Consider the following 17,058-nt stretch of genomic DNA (forward strand, 5'->3'; position numbering starts at 1 on the left):
TGACGCTCACGCCCGTCGCCCGCCGTCCAGATGCAGATGATGGGTCAGGCCCGGCAGCGCGTCGGCTTCGCGGTGCGCGACGACCAGCAAATGTGTGCCGCCTGCCACCAGTTCGGGCAGCAGGCTCAGAAACAAGGCGCGGCTGCGGGCGTCCACGAAGTCCAGGCCCTCGTCGAGCAGCAGCAGCCGGGGGCGGGGCAGTGCGGCGCGGGCGAGCAGCAGGCGGCGCAGTTGCCCCTGCGAAAGCGTTTCGGCGGGGCGGGGAAGCAGGTCTTGTAGGTCGAGGCGCTCGGCCAGCATGTCCACCGCCCGCGCCTGTTCGGGGGTCGGGGCCTCGGCAAAGCCTTCCGTTCCGGCGAAAGCACTCGCCAGCACGTCACGCCCCGTCCACTCGCGCCCCGACAGACTCACGCGCTGCCGGATGCCCACTTCCGCCGACACCAGCCCGATGTGCCTGCGCCGCTCGCTCAGCACGTCGCGCGTCAGGAAGGGACGCCTGACCTCGCCCCCCAGCGCCGGGTGCAGCTCTCCGGCAATCAGGCGCAGCAGGGTGCTTTTGCCGCTGCCATTCTCGCCCGTGACCAGCCAGTGCTGCCCCGTTTCCCACGTCCAGTTCAGCGGGCCGAGGGCGCGGTGGCCGTTGCGGAAGACTTGGGCGTGATGAAGCTGGATGAGGGGAGAGGGTGAAGGGTGGAGGGGAGAAAAGAAAGTGCGGGCGGAGGGTTTCTGCTCTTTTCCCTCCTCTCTCCACTCTCTCCCCTCTACAACTCCCCCCCCCTCCACCCACACCGTCCGCCACCCCACCTCCGGCACCTCCTCGGGCCGGTGGGTCGCCAGCACCAGCGCCACGCCCGAGGCGTGAACCTCGCGCAGCACCTCGCCCAGTTCGGCGCGGGCGGCTTCGCTGAGGCCGTCGGTGAATTCGTCGAGCAGCAGCAGCGCGGGCTGGGGCATCAGGGCGCGGGCGAGCAGGGCGCGGCGCCGCTGCCCGTGCGAGAGGGTGCGGAAGTCGCGCTCCAGCAGCGGCTCCAGCCCGGTCAGGGCGGCGACTTCTTCCAGCCGGGCGAGTTGCTCGCGGGTCGCCTCCCACAGCCGCAGGTGTTCGCCTTCCGCGCCCGCCAGCAGCACGTCGCGCACCGCCACTTCCCAGTCGCGGGTCAGGTAGAAGGCTTCGGCGTCCGGCCCCACCACGCTCAGGGTGCGCCGCGCCTGCACCGCCGAGGGCTGCCACTCGCCGCCGAGCGCGTAACGCCGCGTGCCGCCCACCGGGGCGACTTCACCCGCCAGCAGCCGCAGCAGCGTGGTCTTGCCGCCGCCGTTCGGCCCGGTCAACCGCAGCGCCTCGCCGGGCCGAACCGTCAGCGAGACGCCCCGCAGCAGGGTCTGGCCCCCGGCGACGACGTTGACGTGTTCGAGCTGAACGAGGGGCAGGGCCATAGGGCGAAGTGTAATACGGATTCCGATTGAATCTGGTCGTTTCAGATTCAATCCGACTTGCAAAGCTGCGCAGCAGAGCGGATGCGAGTAGGAAAAAATACGGATTCTGCGATATGGATGCACAGGCGGCGCTTTCCCGACTGTGCAGGAATTAAGCGGAATCCGTATAATCCGCCATCTGGCGGGCGCCATGCGGCCTTTTCCGTGCTTGCATAGCCTATGCCGCGCACCCTGCACCTCATCAAACACGGCCAGCCGACCCTCGTTCCCGGTGTGCCCGCCCACGAGTGGTTCCTCGCGCCGGACGCGCTGGTCCGCCTGCCCGACCTCCTCGCCCGCCTGAACCCGCGCCCCGACCTCGTGGTGTGCAGCGAGGAACCCAAGGCGAAGGCCACCGCGCAGGCCCTCGCCGCCGCGCTGGGGGTGCCCTGCCGCCCGATGCTGGGCCTGCACGAGCATCTGCGCTACGGCCAGGAGGTCACGTCCCCAGACGAGTTTCAGGCCCGTTTCCGCCGTTTCTTCGCCGAGCCGGGGCAGGTCGTGGTGGGCGAGGAAAGCGCCGACGACGCCCATCGCCGCTTTGCCAACGCGGTGGGCGCCGTTCTGAAGGTCAACCCTCAGCCGTCTGTCGCCATCGTCGCGCACGGGACCGTCATCAGCCTGCTGGCGGCGCGGGCAAACGGCCTGGACGCCTTCGCGCTGTGGGACAGGTTGAAGTGTCTGGACGTGCTGACGCTGGACGCCGACACGCTGCGGCTTAGGGAACCTTCCCCATGAACGCCGCGTAGACAGCAGTAAGGAGGCAACTTATGGGATTCACCATCTTCGTGGTCGTGCTGCTGCTGCTCGTCATTATCACGCTGTTTGCGGGCATCAAGAGCGTGCCGCAGGGCAACGAGTGGACGCAGGAGCGCTTCGGCAAATTTCAGCGCACCCTCAAGCCGGGGCTCAACCTCATCATTCCGTACATCGACCAGATCGGGCGTAAGGTCAACATGATGGAGCAGGTCTTCGACGTGCCCAGCCAGGAAATCATCACCAAGGACAACGCGCTGGTCACGGTGGACGCGGTGGTGTTCTATCAGGTGCTCGACGCGGCCAAGGCGAGCTACGAGGTCCGCAACCTCGAACAGGCGGTGCTCAACCTCACCATGACCAACATCCGCACGGTGACGGGCAGCATGGACCTCGACGAGCTGCTCAGCAACCGCGACACCATCAATGCCAAACTCCTCGTCGTGGTGGACGAGGCCACGGAGCCGTGGGGCGTCAAGGTCACGCGCATCGAGGTCAAGGACATCAAGCCGCCCGCCGACCTCGTGGCGAGCATGGCCCGGCAGATGAAGGCCGAGCGCGAAAAGCGCGCCAACATCCTCGACGCCGAGGGCTTCCGGCAGGCCGCGATTCTGAAGGCCGACGGTGAGAAGCAGGCCGCTGTCCTCAAGGCCGAGGGTGAAAAACAGGCCGCGTTCATGGAGGCCGAAGCCCGCGAACGCCGCGCCCAGGCCGAGGCCGAGGCGACCCGCGTGGTCAGTCAGGCGATTGCCGGGGGCAACGTGCAGGCCGTGAACTACTTCATCGCCCAGCAGTACGTCGAGGCCCTGCGCGACGTGGCCTCGGCCCCCAACCAGAAGACCCTGATTTTGCCTATCGAAGCCACCAGCATCCTGGGCAGCTTGCAGGGCATCGCGGAAGTGGCGAAAGAAGCCTTCGGCCCCGGCCAGAGCCAGCCCGCCCAGATGCCGCCCATGCCACAGATGCCGCGCCAGCCGCAGCCGGTGCAGCCCGTTCCCGTGTCCTCGCCGGTGCCGGTCGGTGCCGTGCCCCCCAAGCGGCAGGGCTGAGCCGTGCCCGACTGGCTTCCCACCTGGAACTCGGTCCACCCCTGGCACTGGTGGGTGCTGGGGGCCATCCTCCTGATGCTGGAAGTGGCTGCGCCCGGCGTCTTTTTCGTGTGGCTGGCGCTCTCGGCCTTCGGCGTGGGCCTCCTGACCTTCGTGCTGCCTTTTCTCGACGTAACGGGGCAACTGCTTCTCTTCGCCGGGCTGAGCGTGGCCGCCGTGTGGCTGGGCCGCCGCTACGTCGCGCGGCTCGCCCTCGGCGGGACGGAAGGCGACACCCTCAACACGGGCGCTCAGCGGCTGGTCGGGCGCACCGTGACCGTCGTGACCCCCATCGAAAACGGCGTGGGCCGTGTCCGTGTGGGCGACAGCGACTGGCGGGCGCGGGGACCGGAACTGCCCGCCGGAACCCCCGTGCGGATTGTCGGCGTGGACGGCGCGACGCTGGTGGTGCAGGAGGAAAAGCGGCTGAAGGCGTAGTCCAAGAGTCGAAGGGTCTAAGGAGGCATGCGCCTTACCCTAGACCCTTCGACCTTTTGACCCTTAGAGCATTTGACAGAAAGACGTAACGTCTTTTTGGCGAGCGGAGCGAGTGCAAAACACTGAGCAGGGCGGAGAATGGAGTGATGCGGGGTGCTGTTCCGCGCATCACGTAATTCGGAGAACTGCTCTAAACCTTGCTGCTCAGCCACCCCGCCGCTGTCCGCGTCGCCAGGGGCATGAACAGGTAGGTCATCAGCATGACGACCAGCGCCGACTGTACCAGCACACGCGGCGGCAGCGCCCAGTGACCGATGTGCGGCCCCAGCAGCCAGTTCAGGCTCAGGCTGACCGGGTAGAGCACGCCCAGGGTGAGCAGCGCCATTTTCCAGCGCGGCGGCTGGCGCAGGGTGGGCGCGGCGGGCGGCGTGAACCAGAAGTCCAGCCCCGGCTGCCGCTCGAAGCTGAGGTCCTCGTCCACCACCCTGCCGATTTTCTCCAGCCAGGCGAGGCGCTGCGGCGACCCCTCCCAGGCGGCGGCGCTGTCCACGTTGTCGAAGCGGGCCATCAGGGTGTACTCGCGGTCCCCGGCGGCGGGGCGCACGATGCCGGTTCCCCGGTGGCCGGGCATCCGGGCGAGCATGCCGATCGCTTCGGCCAGCAGCGCCTCGTACTCGGCCTCCTTGCCGGGCCGGATGCGGCGGCGGATGACGAGGCTCACCGGGTCGGTCTGCACCTGTCCCTCGGCGGTCATGAAAGACGGCTCTCCACGGCGCGGGCGTGGGCTTCGAGCCCCTCAGCGCGGGCGAGCACGGCGGCGGCAGGCCCGATGCGGCGCAGTGTGTCTGCGTTTATGCCCACCACGCTGATGATGTTCTGAAAGTCGCGCACGTTGACCGGACTCATGAAGCGGGCGGTGCCCCCGGTGGGCATCACATGGCTCGGCCCGGCCACGTAGTCGCCCAGCGCCTCCATGCTCGCCTCGCCCACGAACACGCCGCCCGCCCGCCGCACCTGCCCCAGCAGGCTCCAGGGGTCGCGGGTGAGCAGGCAGAGGTGTTCGGGCGCGTAGAGGTTGGCCAGCTCCAGCGCCTCGGTGAGGTCACTCGCCAGCACCACCTTCATGCGGGCCTGTACGCTGTCCCGCGCCCAGGAGCGGTTGGGTTCAGGCAGGTTTTCCAGTTGTTCATTCAGTTCGGTTTGAACACGCAGCAAAAGCTCGCGGCTGGTGCTCACCAGCACCGGTTCGGCCCCGTTGTGCTCGGCCTGGGCGAGCAGGTCGGCGGCGACGAAGCGTGGGTCGGCGGAGTCGTCGGCCACCACCAGCGTCTCGGTCGGCCCCGGCAGGCTCTCGATTCCGGCCTGACCGTAGACCATGCGCTTGGCGATGACCACGAACAGGTTGCCCGGCCCGGCAATCTTGTCCACCGCTGGAATGCTGGCGGTGCCGTAGGCGAGGGCGCCGATGGCCTGCGCCCCGCCGACCTTGAACACGCGGGAAATCCCCAGTTCGCGGGCCGCCACCAGAATCGCCGGGTGAACATTCCCGTCCCTGCCCGGCGGCGTCGTGACCACGATGTCGGGCACGCCCGCCACCTGCGCCGGAACCGCCGTGTGAATCAGGGTGGAAATCAGGGGCGCGAGGCCGCCCGGCACGTACACGCCCACCCGTCCCAGCGGGCGCACGAGTTGCCCCAGCGCCCCGTCCGGCCCGTGTTCCAGAAAGCCGTGTGCGGGCTGCTGCAGGTAGAAGGCCCGCACCCGCTCGGCGGCGAGGCGAATGGCGGCGTGCAGGTCGGGGTCCACCTGCGCGGCGTGCAGTTCGGCGGCGGAAACTTCTATCTCTGCGGGTCGGGAGCCGTCCAGTTTTTCCGTCCAGTCGCGCAGGGCGTCGTCGCCGCGCCCCCGCACGTCGGTCAGGATGCGTTCCACGACCTGTTCGGGGGTCAGGCGCTCGCCAAAAGTCTGTTCGATGCGCGCGAGCACCGCGCCCGGCACGGGAATCTGCGAAAAACTGCGGGTCAGGGCGGCGCGGGCCTCGGCCCCTTGAAGCACTTGCATGGGGAGAGGATAGGCGCGGCGACGTGGCCGCACGTCCCAGCCCCTAGACTGCCCGTATGCCCGGTACCCTCCACGTCCTTCACGGCTACATCGGCGCAGGCAAAACCACGCTGGCGCGGCGGCTGGAGCGCGAGTTGCCCGGCATCCGTTTCTCGGCAGACGAATGGATGGTGTCGCTCTACGGCGTGGACCCGCCCGAAAGCGAATACCGCGCGGCCCAGGAACGGGTGCGCGGCCTGATGGAAAGGTGCTGGCGGCGGTGTCTGGAACTCGGTCAGCACGTCATTCTGGACGGCGGGGCCTGGAAACGCTCGGAGCGCGACCACCTGCGGGCGGCAGCGGCAGAGGTGGGGGCCGAATTTCGCCTCTACGCCCTGTCCCTGCCCGACGAGGAAGCCCTTGCCCGTGTACTCGCCCGCAACGAGCGTGAGCCGGGGCATCTGCACGTCGCCGAAAACACCTACCGCATGCTGAGGTCGCAGTTCGAGCCGCTGGGGGAGGACGAGGTGGTAGAGGTCGTGCCGCCTGCCCTTACCACAGCCGCGTCAACTTGAAGGGGGGGGTGGGGTCCAGCTTGAGCGGGACGACTTTCCCTGTCGCGGCGTATTGCTCACGCTCGGCAAAGGACTTGCTCAGCGTCTTGAGAAAGAGGCCCTGAAAGCGGGGCGTTTTGCCCTTTTCGACCTGCACCACGTAGGCCGCCTGCCGGAACACTTCACCGTCGGGGCCGAATGCGGCGTCGTTCACGGGAAGACTGCCCCAGATTTTCGGCCCCTGGGCATTGAAATCCAGCAGCAGCAGGGACGTGCTGGACTGTCCACCCCCGCCGTCACCGATGCCCCCCGCGTACTCGATGACCAGTTCGCGCCGCCCGTCCAGATTGAGGTCGCGGGCCGTGTAATACGGATTCCGATTGAATCTGGTAGTTTCAGATTCAATCCGACTTGCAAAGCTGCGCAGCAGAGCGGATGCGAGTAGGAAAAAATACGGATTCTGCAATATGGATGCACAGGCGGCGCTTTCCCGACTGTGCAGGAATTAAGCGGAATCCGTATAAATCGTTTTGGGGGCGTAGTAATTGGCCCAGTTGCCCATGTCGGTCGGCTCCAGCAGCCACACCTGCTCGCGCTCGCCGGGCCGGGTCAGGACCAGCAGGAAGTGGAGACCTTCCGTCTGCCCCACCGAAAATACGTCCAGCCGTTCGGGGGTCCGGGTGCGAAAAGGCGCACTGAACGACAGCCACGCCGCGCCGCCGTCCAGCCCGCCGCCCCGCCATTGCAAGGCCGGAACCGCCGCCGGGCGGGCCTGAATCCGGGTTGCCAGCGCGTCCAGGATGCGCTGCTGCGCTGGGGTAAACGTCTGGCGCGCCGCGTCCACGCGGGGGTCGCGCAGGGTGGCCGGTGCTGCCGTCGCCAGCGAGCAGACACTCAGCAGCGCGGCAAACAGCTGCCGGTTCATCCGACCCGCCGCCGCCCCTTGCTGCCACCCTGCCGCCGGGGTGGGGCACTGCCGCCCAGATTCGCCTCGATGGGGCCGAAGTCGGTGGGCTGAATCAGGCGCAGCAGCCGCCAGGGCGCGGCCTGCTCCACGTACACGTAAGCCCCGCCGGGCCGCAGAAAGTAGACGGAGGCGGGGTGCCCGTCCACCTCCAGGTCCGCGAGGCGCTGAATCAATGCCTTGCCGCCCGTGAGGTGCGCCTCGGCGCGGTCCTGTCCGCCCAGCGTGCGCAGCCACAGCAGCAGGCTGACCGGGTCGTGGTGGTCTACCGTCAGTGGGGCCTGCGCCTCGTCGCGGCCCTGGCGCAGCGTGACCACGCCGGTCTTGCGGTCGAAGCCGGTTTCGAAGTTCGCCCGGCCATAGCCGTCGCCCTCGGCGTAGTGCAGGCTGGTCAGGGTCTGGGCGTGCATCCGGCTGGTCTGTACCCGGCGCACTTCGGGCAGCACGCCGCCGAACTCGGTCTGCACGCGGGCGGTCAGGGTGCCGCGCTCGCTGTGAATGGCCCAGTCCTGCTGCCCGGCGTAGCGTCCTCCCAGCGTCAGGGTCATGGCGAAGGTTTCGGCACTCGGCAGGCTCATTGCAAGTCGTTCCAGAAGGACGTGCCGGGGCCGTTCCACGCCGCCCCCAGCGCTTCCGCTACCGTTGCACCCACGTCGGCAAAGGTTTCGCGTTCGCCCAAATCCCGCGCACCCAGGCCGGGGCGATAGGCCAGCAGCAGGCCGTATTCGCGGGTGTGGTCGGTGCCGTGCCAGGTCGGGTCGTTGCCGTGGTCGGAGAGAATCAGCAGGGTGCCGCTTTCCGGCAGCGCGGCGAGGATTTCGGGCAGGGCGCGGTCGAACTCGGCCAGGGCGTTGCTGTAGCCCGCCGGGTCGCGGCGGTGTCCAAATTTGGCGTCGGTGTCCACCAGATTGGTGAAAATCAGGCCGTCTACTCCGCGCTTCATGCGCTCCAGCGTCTTGCGGATGCCGTCGGCGTTGTCGTCGGTGTGGATGCTCTCGGTAAAGCCCTGCCCGGCGTAGATGTCGGGAATCTTGCCGATGCCCACCACGTCCTTGCCCGCCTCCTTCAGGGCATCGAGCACGGTGGGCGGCGGCGTGAGCGAGTAATCCTTGCGGTGCTCGTTTGCCCGCTCGAAGGGATGCTGGCCCCGGAAAGGCCGGGCAATCACGCGGGCCACCGCGTACTCGCCCTGCAAAATCTCGCGGGCGGCCTGGCACCAGGCGTAGAGCGTCTCCAGCGGCACCACGTCCTCGTGCGCGGCAATCTGGAACACGCTGTCGGCGCTGGTGTACACGATGGGGAACCCCGTCCTGACGTGTTCTTCCCCAAAATCCCGAATCACGTCGGTGCCGCTGTAGGGCTGGTTGCACAGATGCCCGCGCCCCGTCGCCGCGTCGAATTTGTCCATCACGGCAGGCGGGAAGCCGTCGGGAAACACCTGAAACGGGTGCTGAAGCTGCACGCCCATGAATTCCCAGTGGCCCGTGCTGGTGTCCTTACCGGGGCTGACTTCGCGCATCCGGCCATAGGCGCCTGCCACGTCCACATCGGCGGGAATGGTCTGGGCCGAAGTCTGGACCGTCGGCACGCGGCCCAGGCCCAGGCGGGCGAGGTTGGGGAGCGCCACAGGGGCCTTTTCGAGGGTGTGGTTGAGGGTGTGTGCGCCCCCATCGCCAAATTGCTCGGCGTCGGGCAGCGCCCCCGCCCCCACGGAATCCAGAACGATGACAGTGAAGTGCATGGGGAGAGGATAGCGGGGGGAGGCGGATGGCTGAAGGCGGATGGCAAATGGCAGATGGCCGTGGTCTACCCCTCATACGGATTCCGATTGAATCTGGTCGTTTCAGATTCAATCCGAGCGGATGCGAGTAGGAAAAATACGGATTACGCGATATGGATGCACAGGCGGCGCTTTCCCGACTGTGCAGGAATTAAGCGGAATCCGTATCAGTCAGCTTCGCTGCCAGCTCCCCTCAAAGGGAGCCAGAACATATTTTTGGCCCACCACCCTCGACTCTCCGCCCTCCTCACAGACCCCTAAAAGGCCCGTGCTACGCTGAAAACCGTGACTGCCCCCGCCGCCATGCCTGTTCCTGCGCCCACGCCCGCCCGCCCCGAACTGACGGCGATGGGCCTGAGCAAGACCTATGGCAAGCGGCAGGTCGTGCGGGGGGTGGACTTCCGGGTGTCGCCCGGTGAAATCGTGGCGCTGTTCGGTCCCAACGGCGCAGGCAAGACCACGACCTTTTACATGGTGGTGGGCTTTATTCGCCCTGGCGGGGGCCAGATTGCGCTGGGCAGCCGCGACCTGACCCGGCTGCCCATGCACGAGCGGGCGCGGCTGGGATTGGGATACCTGCCGCAGGAACCGAGCGCTTTTCGCAAGTTGACCGCCCGCGACAACCTGCTGGCGATTCTGGAATACCAAAAACTCTCCCGCGCCGAGCAGGAAAAACGGGCCGACGACCTGCTGGCCGAGTTCGGCCTGACCCACCTCGCAGGCGCCTACGCCTACCAGCTCTCGGGCGGCGAGCGGCGGCGGCTGGAACTCGCCCGGGCGCTGACCACCGACCCCGACTACCTGCTGCTCGACGAGCCTTTTACCGGCGTGGACCCCAAGAGCATCCGCGAGATTCAGCGCCTCATCCGCGAATTGCGCGACCGCCGGGGCATCGGCGTGTTCATCACCGACCACAACGTGCGCGAAACCATCGCCCTGTGTGACCGGGTGTACCTGATGTTCGACGGCGAAGTGAAGTTCGAGGGCACCCCGCAGCAGTTCGCCCAGGACGAGGACGCCCGGCGCCATTACCTCGGCGACGACTTCGAGTTGTGAAGTAGGGTCAGGGGAGGCTGAGGCGTGCTGTGGCTCTTTCTGCCCTTCGTGGTGGTGCTTTCCGGCGTGGTGGCCTACGCCGCCGACACCATCGCCAAGAAAGCGGGCCGCAAGCATCTGCGCTGGTTCGGTCTGCGGCCCAAGCAGACGGCGACCATCGTGGCGGTGCTCTCGGGCATGGGCATCAGCGCGGCGAGTCTGGCGGCGTTTTTGCTGCTCAACCGCTCGGCGGTGCAGACCATCGCGCAGGCCGACCAGCTCCGGCCCCAGATCGAGGCGCTGAGAAAGGAGGTCAGCACCGTTCAGGGCGAGTTGCAGGCCGCCCGCACCGAGCGTGAGGCCGCCCGCAGCGAGGCGCAAAGGGCCGCCGGGGAACGCGAGGCCGCCCGGCAGGAACTCGCCGTGGCCCGCCAGAACCTCGCGGCGGCACGGGCGGAGAGCGCCAAGCTCACCGGGCAGGCGCAGGAACTTCAGGCCCGCCTTACCGCGCTGGGCAAGCAGCGCCGCGCCCTGGAAGCCCAGGCCCAGGCCAGCCGCAAGCGTCTCGCGGCGTCTCAGGAGCAGCTTGAGGCGAGCGAGGCCCGCGCCGCGCAGCTCGACTCGCAGGTGCTCGACCTCAAGCTCCGCAGCGCCCAGGCCGAGCAGGAAGCCCAGAACGCCCAGGCCCGCGCCGACGCGGCCCAGGCCCGCACCGAGGCGTTGCAGCGTCAGGCGGCGGCGGCTCAGTCGGCGGCCCAGACCGCGCAGGCCCGCGCCGCGCGGGTGAGTGAGCAGGCGCGGCAGGCCCAGGCCCGCGCCGAACAGGTGCAGGCCCAGGCCCAGGCCGCCGCGCAGGCGAGTGTTCGGCAGGCGCAGCAGGCCGCCCAGACCCAGCTCGGACAGGTGCGTTCCGGCGCCGCGCAGCAGGTGGCCCAGGCCCAGCGGCAGGCCCAGGCGCAGGTCCGGCAGGCCCAGCAGCGGGCGGCGGCGCTGCGGTCCCAGGTCGGGACGTTGGAGGCGCAGGCGCAGCAGGCAGGCGCGGCCCGCGACGAGGCGGTCGGGGCGCGTGACGCCGCCGTCGCCGCCCGGACCCAGGCCGTGGCCGAGCGTCAGGCGGCGCTGGAGGCCCGCGACCGACTGGTGGCCGAGCGTGACCGCCTGCAGACCGAGCGCACCCAGGCGGTGCAGGCCCGTGACCGCGCGGTGCAGGACCGCGACCGCGTGCGGCAGGACCTCGCCGCGCTCCGCAGCCAGCAGCGGCAACTGCAGGACAGCAACGCCGCACTCTCCCAGGACCTTGCCCAGACGCGTCAGAGCCTTTCGCGCCTGCAGGCCGAGTATTCCAGCACCCGAAACGAACTCAGCCTCAGCCGCACGGCTGAACTCGCCTACCCCAAAAACGAACTCGTCTACGCCGGGGTGGTGCCCTCGGTGCGCAATCTCGACACTTTTCTCAAGGTCGCCGGGGCCACCGCCGCCGGTCGCGGTGCCCGTCCGGGGGCCGAGGGTCCGGCCGTGCGCCTGGGGCCTTCGGCGCGCGCTTCCCTGGAAACCAAGCTGCGCGGCCTGAACACCAGCGCCTTCGTGATTTGCCGCGCTGCTCAGAACAGCGTGGTGGGCCTGCCGGTCGAACTCATCTGCGACGCCCGCGCCAACACGCTGCTTTACCGCGCCGGGCAGCCGATTCGCCGGGCGACGGTCAACCTCCAGAACCCGGCCACGCTCCAGAACCAGCTGTCCGAACTGATGCAGGACACGGTGCTCGAACTGACCCTGCGTGGCGTGCCGGGCGAGTACATCGTCAACCCCAGTCTCGACGTGGGCGACCTCGTGACCCTGCTCACCACCCTGCGCGAGAAGGGCAACAGTGCGGCGGTCATCAGCATCGCGGCGCGGGACGACGTGCGCCCGAGCACCCGCGTGGACCTGTACGCCCGGGGGCCGTGAGGCCCGAGCAGCGGTCTCCGGCACGAGGATTTTTCCGGCAAGGGAGGAAAAGGGCGCCTGCCCCACACCTCTTTTCGTGTCTGCGCGCTACAGTGACCCGTTATGCCGCGCCCTGCCGTCAAACCTGAAGTCATGAGTCCCGTCGGCGGTCACGCCCAACTGAAAGCCGCTGTGGAGGCGGGGGCCGACGCGGTGTTTTTTGGCGTCAATCCTTTGCAGGGCGACGGGCGGGCCGACGGCACGGGCGCGGGCTTCCATGCGCGGGCCAAGGTGGGCTTCGACGCCGAGGCGCTGCCCGAGATGATGCGCGGCCTGCACGAACGCGGCGTCATGGGCTTCGTCACCTTCAACGTGCTGGTGTTCGACCGTGAGCTGCGCGACGCCGAGCGGCAGATCATCCATCTGGCCGAGTCGGGGGTGGACGCCCTGATCGTGCAGGACCTCGGCGTCGCCCGCCTCATTCACGACATCTGCCCCGACCTGCCCATTCACGGCTCCACCCAGATGAGCATCACCAGTGCGGAGGGCGCGGAGCTGGCGCGGCGCTTCGGGGCCTCGCGGGTGGTGCTGGGCCGCGAACTGAGCCTCAAGGACATCGAGCGCATCGCCCAGCAGACCGACGTGGAACTCGAAACCTTCGTGCACGGGGCGCTGTGCGTCAGCTACTCGGGCCAGTGCTTTTCCTCCGAAGCGTGGGGCGGGCGCAGCGCCAACCGGGGCCAGTGCGCCCAGGCGTGCCGACTGCCCTACGAAATGTTCGTGGACGGCGTTCAGCGCGACCTCGGCGACGCCCGCTACCTGCTCTCGCCGGGCGACCTCTACGCGCTGCATCAGGTGCCGGACCTCGTCCGCATCGGCGTGGACTGCCTCAAAATCGAGGGCCGCTACAAGGACGCCGAGTTCGTCGCGCTGACCACCGCCGCCTACCGCAAGGCGGTGGACGAGGCGTGGGCCGGGCGCCCGCTGAGCATCACCCCGCAGGAGGAACAGGACCTCGAACAGGTCTACTCGCGCGGGCTGGGGCCGCACTTCATGGCGGGCACCAACCACCAGCGCGTCGTGCGGGGCCGGGCGCCGAGGCACCGGGGCGTGCGCGTCGGCACGGTGGTGGGGCTGACCGAGCGCGGCGTCCTCGTCGAACTCACCGAGCCAGTCAGGCCCGGCGACGGTCTGGTGTTCGACCCCGCCAACTGGCGCAAACCTGAGGGGAAGGAGGAGGGAGGGTTTGTTTATCAGGTGAATGCGGAAGGCAGAAGGCAAATGGCAGATGGCAAAACCACCGCCGAACTCCGTTTCGCCAAAGGGGCCGTCAACCCCGACCGCGTTCGGCCCGGCGACCCGGTGTGGCGCACCCAGGACCCGACGCTCAGCGCCCGCGTCAAACCGCTGCTCGACGCTTCCGACCCGCTCTACACCCGCCCGGTCACGGCGCGGTTCGTGGGCCGGGTGGGGGAGGTGGCCACGCTGACGCTGACCCACGAGCAGGGCCAGAGCGTGACCGTCCGTGGCGACGCCCCGCTGTCCGAGGCCCGCAACCGCGCTCTGGACGAAGCGGCCCTGACCGAGCAGCTCGGCAAACTCGGCGGCACCGGCTACCACCTCGCCGGGCTGACGGCGGAGTTGCAGGGCGCGGGCTTTCTTCCCGTCTCGGCGCTCAACGCCCTGCGCCGGGAAGCGGTGGAGCGCCTGACGGAGCTGCGCGGGCGGGCGCCGGAGCGTCACGCCGCTGCAAGGCTGGAGCAGACGCTGATGACCGGGGGCGGGGGGAGAGAGACGGCGAGCGGCACCTCCCCTCAGATTCATGTCCTCGTGCGCACGCCCGAGCAACTGGGCGCCGCGCTGACCGAGCGCCCCGACTCGGTCACGCTCGATTATCTGGAGCTGTACGGCCTCAAGCCCAGTGTGGAAAAAGTCCGGGCGGCGGGGATTCCGGTGCGGGTCGCTTCTCCGCGCATCCTCAAGCCCACCGAGCAGAACCTCGAAAAGTTCCTGCTGGGGCTGAATGCCGAGCTGCTGGTGCGCTCCGGCGGCCTGCTGGAAGGTTTGCAGGACGTGGAAAACCTGCCGCCGCTCACCGGCGACTTCTCGCTCAACGCCGCCAACGTGCTGACCGCCCGCGCCCTGCTGGACATGAACCTCACCCGGCTGACCCCCACCCACGACCTCAACGCCCGGCAGGTGTCGGAACTCGCCGGGCTGGTCGGCCCCGAACGTCTGGAAGTCATCGCCTACCAGCACCTCCCTGTCTTCCACACCGAGCACTGCGTGTTTTGCCGTTTTCTCAGCGACGGCACCGACTACACCAACTGCGGCCACCCCTGCGAGTCTCACCGCGTGGCGCTGAAGGACGAACGCGGCGTGCAGCACCCGGTCATGGCCGACGTGGGCTGCCGCAACACGGTGTTCGAGGGCCGCCCCCAGATTGCCGGGCCTCACCTGCACGACTGGCTGAAGGCCGGGCTGCGTCACTTCCGCCTCGAATTCGTTCATGAATCGCCCGAGCAGGTGCGCGAAGTGGTTCAGGCGCACCGGGCCTTCCTGAACGGTGAAATCGGTGTCCGGGACCTCGAAGCCCGCCTGCGCACCGTCTCGGAGCAAGGGGTGACGGAAGGCAGCCTGTTCGTGCCCGAAGGCTTCGACGTGTTGCCTGCGCTCCCCATGCTCTGAAGGTCTGGGACAGGGTGCCCTTCCCGTTCTGGAGAAAGGCACCCTGTCCCGACAAAAAAACTCCCCCGCCGAAGCAGGGGAGAAGAGGTGTGGTGAAGCTCAGACCAGTTCGATGAGGGCCATCGTGACGCCGTCGCCGCGACGGGTGCCCACGCGCAGGATGCGGGTGTAGCCACCGGGACGCTCGGCGTACTTGGGGGCCACCTCGTCCATGACCTTGCGCACGACTTCCTTGTCGTGGATGTCCTGGGCGATCAGGCGGCGGGAGTGCAGGTCGCCACCTTTGGCGGTGGTGATCAGGCTTTCAACAAAGGGACGAAGCTCCTTGGCCTTGGTGAGGGTCGTCTGGATGCGGCCCTCGCGCAGCAGGGCGGTCGCCTGGGCACGGGCCAGGGCGACGCGGGCGCTGCTGTTGCGGTTGAGCTTGCGACCGGCTTTACCGTGACGCATGGTGGTTCTCCTTGGATCGGCGGCCCTGCGGGGGCCGGGGAAAGTGGGGGCCGGGGAAGATACGGAACAGGCAGCGTGGGCAGCTCAGGCCGCCAGGAACGTCAGTCGCGCAGCGCGAGGCCGAACTGGGCCAGTTGCTGCTTGATCTCGTCCAGGCTGCGCTCGCCGATGCCGGGCACCTTTTTCAGGTCGCGGTCGGAAAGCGCACACAGCGCGTCCACCGAGTCGATGCCTTCTTCCTTGAGGGAGTGCAGCACGCGGGTGGTCAGCCCCAGGCCTTCCAGGGTCACGCGGGGCGTGTCCTGATCGGTGGGGAAGGGCTGCGGGTTGATGCTCAGGCTGCCGAGGTCGGGCTGCCGGGGGCTGTCGTAGACGCTGGCGGGCAGGGTGGCCGTCGCCGGGTCGTAGACCGCCGCCGGAGCCGCAGCCGCGTAGCTGTTTTCCAGCGCGGGCATGGTTTCGACGTTGCCGAACACGCTCAGTTCATCACGCAGAATCTCGACGGCCTTGTCCAGCGCTTCCTGCGGACCGGCGCTGCCGTCGGTCCAGACGCGCAGAATCAGGCGGTCCAGGTCGGTCTGCTGACCCACGCGGGTGTTTTCCACGTGGTAGGCCACACGCCGCACCGGGCTGAACATCGCGTCGACGGGAATCGAGTTGATGCGGTCCTTGGTGGCGTGCTTGTCGGCCGACACGTAGCCTTCGCCTTCCTCGACGCGGACTTCCATCACCAGCTTGCCGTCTTCGGCGAGATTGGCGATGACCAGGTCGGGGTTGACGATCTCGGCGTCGGTGGGCACTTCAAAGGCGCTGGCACGAACCTCGCCCTCGCCCTGCGCACGCAGGGTCAGGGTCTTGGGACCGGGGGTGTGAAACTTCACGACCAGTTCCTTGAGGTTGAGAATCAGGCGAATGACATCTTCCCGGACGCCGGGAATGGTGCTGAATTCGTGCAGCACATCCTCGATGTACACGCTCGTCACGGCGGTGCCGGGAATCGAGGACATCAGGATGCGCCGGATAGGGTTCCCGATGGTGACGCCGTAACCACGCGCGAGCGGCTCCAGCACGAATTCGCCGTAGTCGCCGTCCACGCGGGCCTTGAGTTGAGGGCGCTTTTGCTCCACTGGGGCCTCCTGATTTAGCGCGAGTAGTACTCGATGATGAAGTTTTCGTTGATCGGCAGGGCGAGGTCTTCGCGTGCGGGGAGGCGCGAGAAGGTGCCCTTGAAGTTGTCATGATCCATCTCGACCCAGGGGCTGACACGGCGGCGCTTTTGCGCGTCCATGTTCTCCTGGATAAAGCCCATGCTGCGGCTGCCTTCGGCCACGCTGATCTCGTCGCCGATCTTCACGCGGTAGCTGGCGATGTCCACTTTCTTGCCGTTGACCAGGATGTGACCGTGGCCGACGAACTGACGGGCCTGACGGCGGGTGCTGGCAAAGCCCATGCGGAACACGACGTTGTCCAGGCGGCGCTCCAGCAGTTGCAGGAACACGGTGCCGGTCACGCCGGGAACGTTGCTCGCTTCCTCGAAGAGGTTGCGGAATTGCTTTTCGTTCATGCCGTACAGACGGGCGAGCTTCTGCTTTTCACGCAGACGCACGCTGTAGTCGCTGGGGCGACCCTTGCGGCGCTGGCCGTGCTGACCGGGGCCGTAGGGACGGCGGTCCAGGTACTTCTGGACCTTTTCGGTTTCCGCGAGGTTGATGCCTTCGCGGCGGCTTTGCTTGGTGATGGAACCACGGAAACGACCCATGTAATAACTCCTTGTCACAGTGCGCTGTGTCGGTTGTGTCAGCTTGCACTGGGTCTTGCGGCCCTCTGGTGCCCGGCTTCTCGCTGGTGGTACAGCTTCAGGCC

17 protein-coding genes and 1 pseudogene are annotated in these 17,058 nt (G+C 68.0%); 7 read left to right on the forward strand and 11 right to left on the reverse strand.

The annotated features are described in order from the left end of the window. Positions 1 to 6: 6 nt before the first annotated feature. Together G6R31_RS00570 and G6R31_RS17115 are read right to left on the reverse strand one after the other, a co-directional pair. Positions 7 to 849, reverse strand: coding sequence for an ATP-binding cassette domain-containing protein (locus tag G6R31_RS00570; RefSeq protein ID WP_479684297.1), 843 nt, complete (start codon positions 847 to 849; stop codon positions 7 to 9). Then, a pseudogene (locus G6R31_RS17115) lies at positions 826 to 1,365 on the reverse strand (ATP-binding cassette domain-containing protein); the annotation flags it as partial. The pseudogene G6R31_RS17115 and the gene G6R31_RS00570, both read right to left, overlap by 24 nt. A 291-nt stretch (positions 1,366 to 1,656) precedes the next feature. Between G6R31_RS17115 and G6R31_RS00575 the strand changes: the two are divergent. The 3 genes from G6R31_RS00575 to G6R31_RS00585 are packed head-to-tail and all read left to right on the forward strand — an operon-like array spanning position 1,657 to position 3,758. Continuing rightward, a complete protein-coding gene (locus tag G6R31_RS00575) occupies positions 1,657 to 2,214 on the forward strand; it encodes a histidine phosphatase family protein (RefSeq protein ID WP_017869833.1) in 558 nt (185 codons plus the stop codon). A gap of 32 nt (positions 2,215 to 2,246) precedes the next feature. After that, on the forward strand, positions 2,247 to 3,281 hold the full coding sequence (locus G6R31_RS00580) for an SPFH domain-containing protein (RefSeq protein ID WP_017869832.1): 1,035 nt from the start codon (positions 2,247 to 2,249) through the stop codon (positions 3,279 to 3,281). Positions 3,282 to 3,284: 3 nt separating this feature from the next. Next, positions 3,285 to 3,758 carry an NfeD family protein gene (locus tag G6R31_RS00585; RefSeq protein WP_017869831.1) on the forward strand — a complete coding sequence of 158 codons (474 nt, stop codon included), beginning with the start codon at positions 3,285 to 3,287 and terminating at the stop codon, positions 3,756 to 3,758. 190 nt (positions 3,759 to 3,948) lie between these two features. Here G6R31_RS00585 and G6R31_RS00590 read toward each other — a convergent pair whose 3' ends face one another. Continuing rightward, positions 3,949 to 4,512, reverse strand: a complete 564-nt coding sequence (locus tag G6R31_RS00590; RefSeq protein ID WP_017869830.1) for an antibiotic biosynthesis monooxygenase — start codon at positions 4,510 to 4,512, stop codon at positions 3,949 to 3,951. After that, complete coding sequence (gene hisD, locus G6R31_RS00595) at positions 4,509 to 5,819, reverse strand: histidinol dehydrogenase (RefSeq protein WP_017869829.1); 1,311 nt, start codon at positions 5,817 to 5,819, stop codon at positions 4,509 to 4,511. The genes G6R31_RS00590 and hisD overlap by 4 nt, the downstream gene beginning before the upstream one ends. A 56-nt stretch (positions 5,820 to 5,875) precedes the next feature. On the opposite strand from hisD, the gene G6R31_RS00600 reads away from it, so the two are divergent. Continuing rightward, positions 5,876 to 6,373 (forward strand): P-loop nucleotide/nucleoside kinase family protein, encoded by a 498-nt coding sequence (locus G6R31_RS00600; RefSeq protein ID WP_017869828.1) that lies wholly within the window; start codon positions 5,876 to 5,878, stop codon positions 6,371 to 6,373. Here the strand turns inward: G6R31_RS00600 and G6R31_RS00605 are convergent. From G6R31_RS00605 to G6R31_RS00620, 4 genes are read right to left on the reverse strand one after another with little or no spacing between them, the layout of a single operon-like run. Continuing rightward, entirely contained in the window at positions 6,351 to 6,818 is a 468-nt protein-coding gene (locus G6R31_RS00605) for a hypothetical protein (RefSeq protein ID WP_017869827.1), read from the reverse strand. The two genes, G6R31_RS00600 and G6R31_RS00605, sit on opposite strands and share 23 nt — an antisense overlap. Positions 6,819 to 6,857: 39 nt before the next feature. Continuing rightward, complete coding sequence (locus G6R31_RS00610; protein ID WP_017869826.1) at positions 6,858 to 7,277, reverse strand: hypothetical protein; 420 nt, start codon at positions 7,275 to 7,277, stop codon at positions 6,858 to 6,860. Beyond that, positions 7,274 to 7,894, reverse strand: coding sequence for a hypothetical protein (locus G6R31_RS00615; protein WP_017869825.1), 621 nt, complete (start codon positions 7,892 to 7,894; stop codon positions 7,274 to 7,276). Before G6R31_RS00615 ends, G6R31_RS00610 begins: the two co-directional genes overlap by 4 nt. Beyond that, complete coding sequence (locus tag G6R31_RS00620; RefSeq protein ID WP_017869824.1) at positions 7,891 to 9,057, reverse strand: phosphopentomutase; 1,167 nt, start codon at positions 9,055 to 9,057, stop codon at positions 7,891 to 7,893. Before G6R31_RS00620 ends, G6R31_RS00615 begins: the two co-directional genes overlap by 4 nt. Before the next feature lie 324 nt (positions 9,058 to 9,381). Here G6R31_RS00620 and lptB point away from each other — a divergent pair, with 324 nt between their 5' ends. The 3 genes from lptB (at position 9,382) to G6R31_RS00635 (ending at position 14,745) form a co-directional block, all read left to right on the forward strand. Continuing rightward, positions 9,382 to 10,152, forward strand: coding sequence for an LPS export ABC transporter ATP-binding protein (lptB, locus tag G6R31_RS00625; protein WP_025566750.1), 771 nt, complete (start codon positions 9,382 to 9,384; stop codon positions 10,150 to 10,152). A 24-nt stretch (positions 10,153 to 10,176) separates the two neighbouring features. Continuing rightward, entirely contained in the window at positions 10,177 to 12,078 is a 1,902-nt protein-coding gene (locus G6R31_RS00630) for a DUF3084 domain-containing protein (protein WP_017869822.1), read from the forward strand. Between the two features lie 102 nt (positions 12,079 to 12,180). Next, on the forward strand, positions 12,181 to 14,745 hold the full coding sequence (locus tag G6R31_RS00635; RefSeq protein ID WP_025566752.1) for a U32 family peptidase: 2,565 nt from the start codon (positions 12,181 to 12,183) through the stop codon (positions 14,743 to 14,745). A gap of 99 nt (positions 14,746 to 14,844) precedes the next feature. Here G6R31_RS00635 and rplQ read toward each other — a convergent pair whose 3' ends face one another. The 3 genes from rplQ to rpsD all read right to left on the reverse strand — a co-directional run bounded on the left by rplQ (position 14,845) and on the right by rpsD (position 16,954). Next, positions 14,845 to 15,195: a 50S ribosomal protein L17 gene (gene rplQ / locus G6R31_RS00640; RefSeq protein ID WP_017869820.1), complete on the reverse strand. Its 351-nt coding sequence runs from the start codon at positions 15,193 to 15,195 to the stop codon at positions 14,845 to 14,847. Between the two features lie 101 nt (positions 15,196 to 15,296). Then, positions 15,297 to 16,322: a DNA-directed RNA polymerase subunit alpha gene (locus tag G6R31_RS00645; RefSeq protein ID WP_017869819.1), complete on the reverse strand. Its 1,026-nt coding sequence runs from the start codon at positions 16,320 to 16,322 to the stop codon at positions 15,297 to 15,299. Between the two features lie 14 nt (positions 16,323 to 16,336). After that, a complete protein-coding gene (gene rpsD, locus G6R31_RS00650; protein WP_017869818.1) occupies positions 16,337 to 16,954 on the reverse strand; it encodes a 30S ribosomal protein S4 in 618 nt (205 codons plus the stop codon). Positions 16,955 to 17,058 lie beyond the last annotated feature (104 nt).

Origin of the sequence: Deinococcus wulumuqiensis R12 (genome assembly GCF_011067105.1) — a bacterium.
In the GTDB taxonomy this organism is placed as follows: domain Bacteria; phylum Deinococcota; class Deinococci; order Deinococcales; family Deinococcaceae; genus Deinococcus; species Deinococcus wulumuqiensis.

Bases quoted from the DNA above. Each gene is read 5' to 3' on its own strand.
- G6R31_RS00575 (WP_017869833.1), top strand. From the start codon at position 1,657: ATGCCGCGCACCCTGCACCTCATCAAACACGGCCAGCCGACCCTCGTT.
- G6R31_RS00580 (WP_017869832.1), top strand. From the start codon at position 2,247: ATGGGATTCACCATCTTCGTGGTCGTGCTGCTGCTGCTCGTCATTATC.
- G6R31_RS00590 (WP_017869830.1), bottom strand. From the start codon at position 4,512: ATGACCGCCGAGGGACAGGTGCAGACCGACCCGGTGAGCCTCGTCATC.
- hisD (WP_017869829.1), bottom strand. From the start codon at position 5,819: ATGCAAGTGCTTCAAGGGGCCGAGGCCCGCGCCGCCCTGACCCGCAGT.
- G6R31_RS00600 (WP_017869828.1), top strand. From the start codon at position 5,876: ATGCCCGGTACCCTCCACGTCCTTCACGGCTACATCGGCGCAGGCAAA.
- G6R31_RS00610 (WP_017869826.1), bottom strand. From the start codon at position 7,277: ATGAACCGGCAGCTGTTTGCCGCGCTGCTGAGTGTCTGCTCGCTGGCG.
- G6R31_RS00615 (WP_017869825.1), bottom strand. From the start codon at position 7,894: ATGAGCCTGCCGAGTGCCGAAACCTTCGCCATGACCCTGACGCTGGGA.
- G6R31_RS00620 (WP_017869824.1), bottom strand. From the start codon at position 9,057: ATGCACTTCACTGTCATCGTTCTGGATTCCGTGGGGGCGGGGGCGCTG.
- G6R31_RS00635 (WP_025566752.1), top strand. From the start codon at position 12,181: ATGCCGCGCCCTGCCGTCAAACCTGAAGTCATGAGTCCCGTCGGCGGT.
- rplQ (WP_017869820.1), bottom strand. From the start codon at position 15,195: ATGCGTCACGGTAAAGCCGGTCGCAAGCTCAACCGCAACAGCAGCGCC.
- rpsD (WP_017869818.1), bottom strand. From the start codon at position 16,954: ATGGGTCGTTTCCGTGGTTCCATCACCAAGCAAAGCCGCCGCGAAGGC.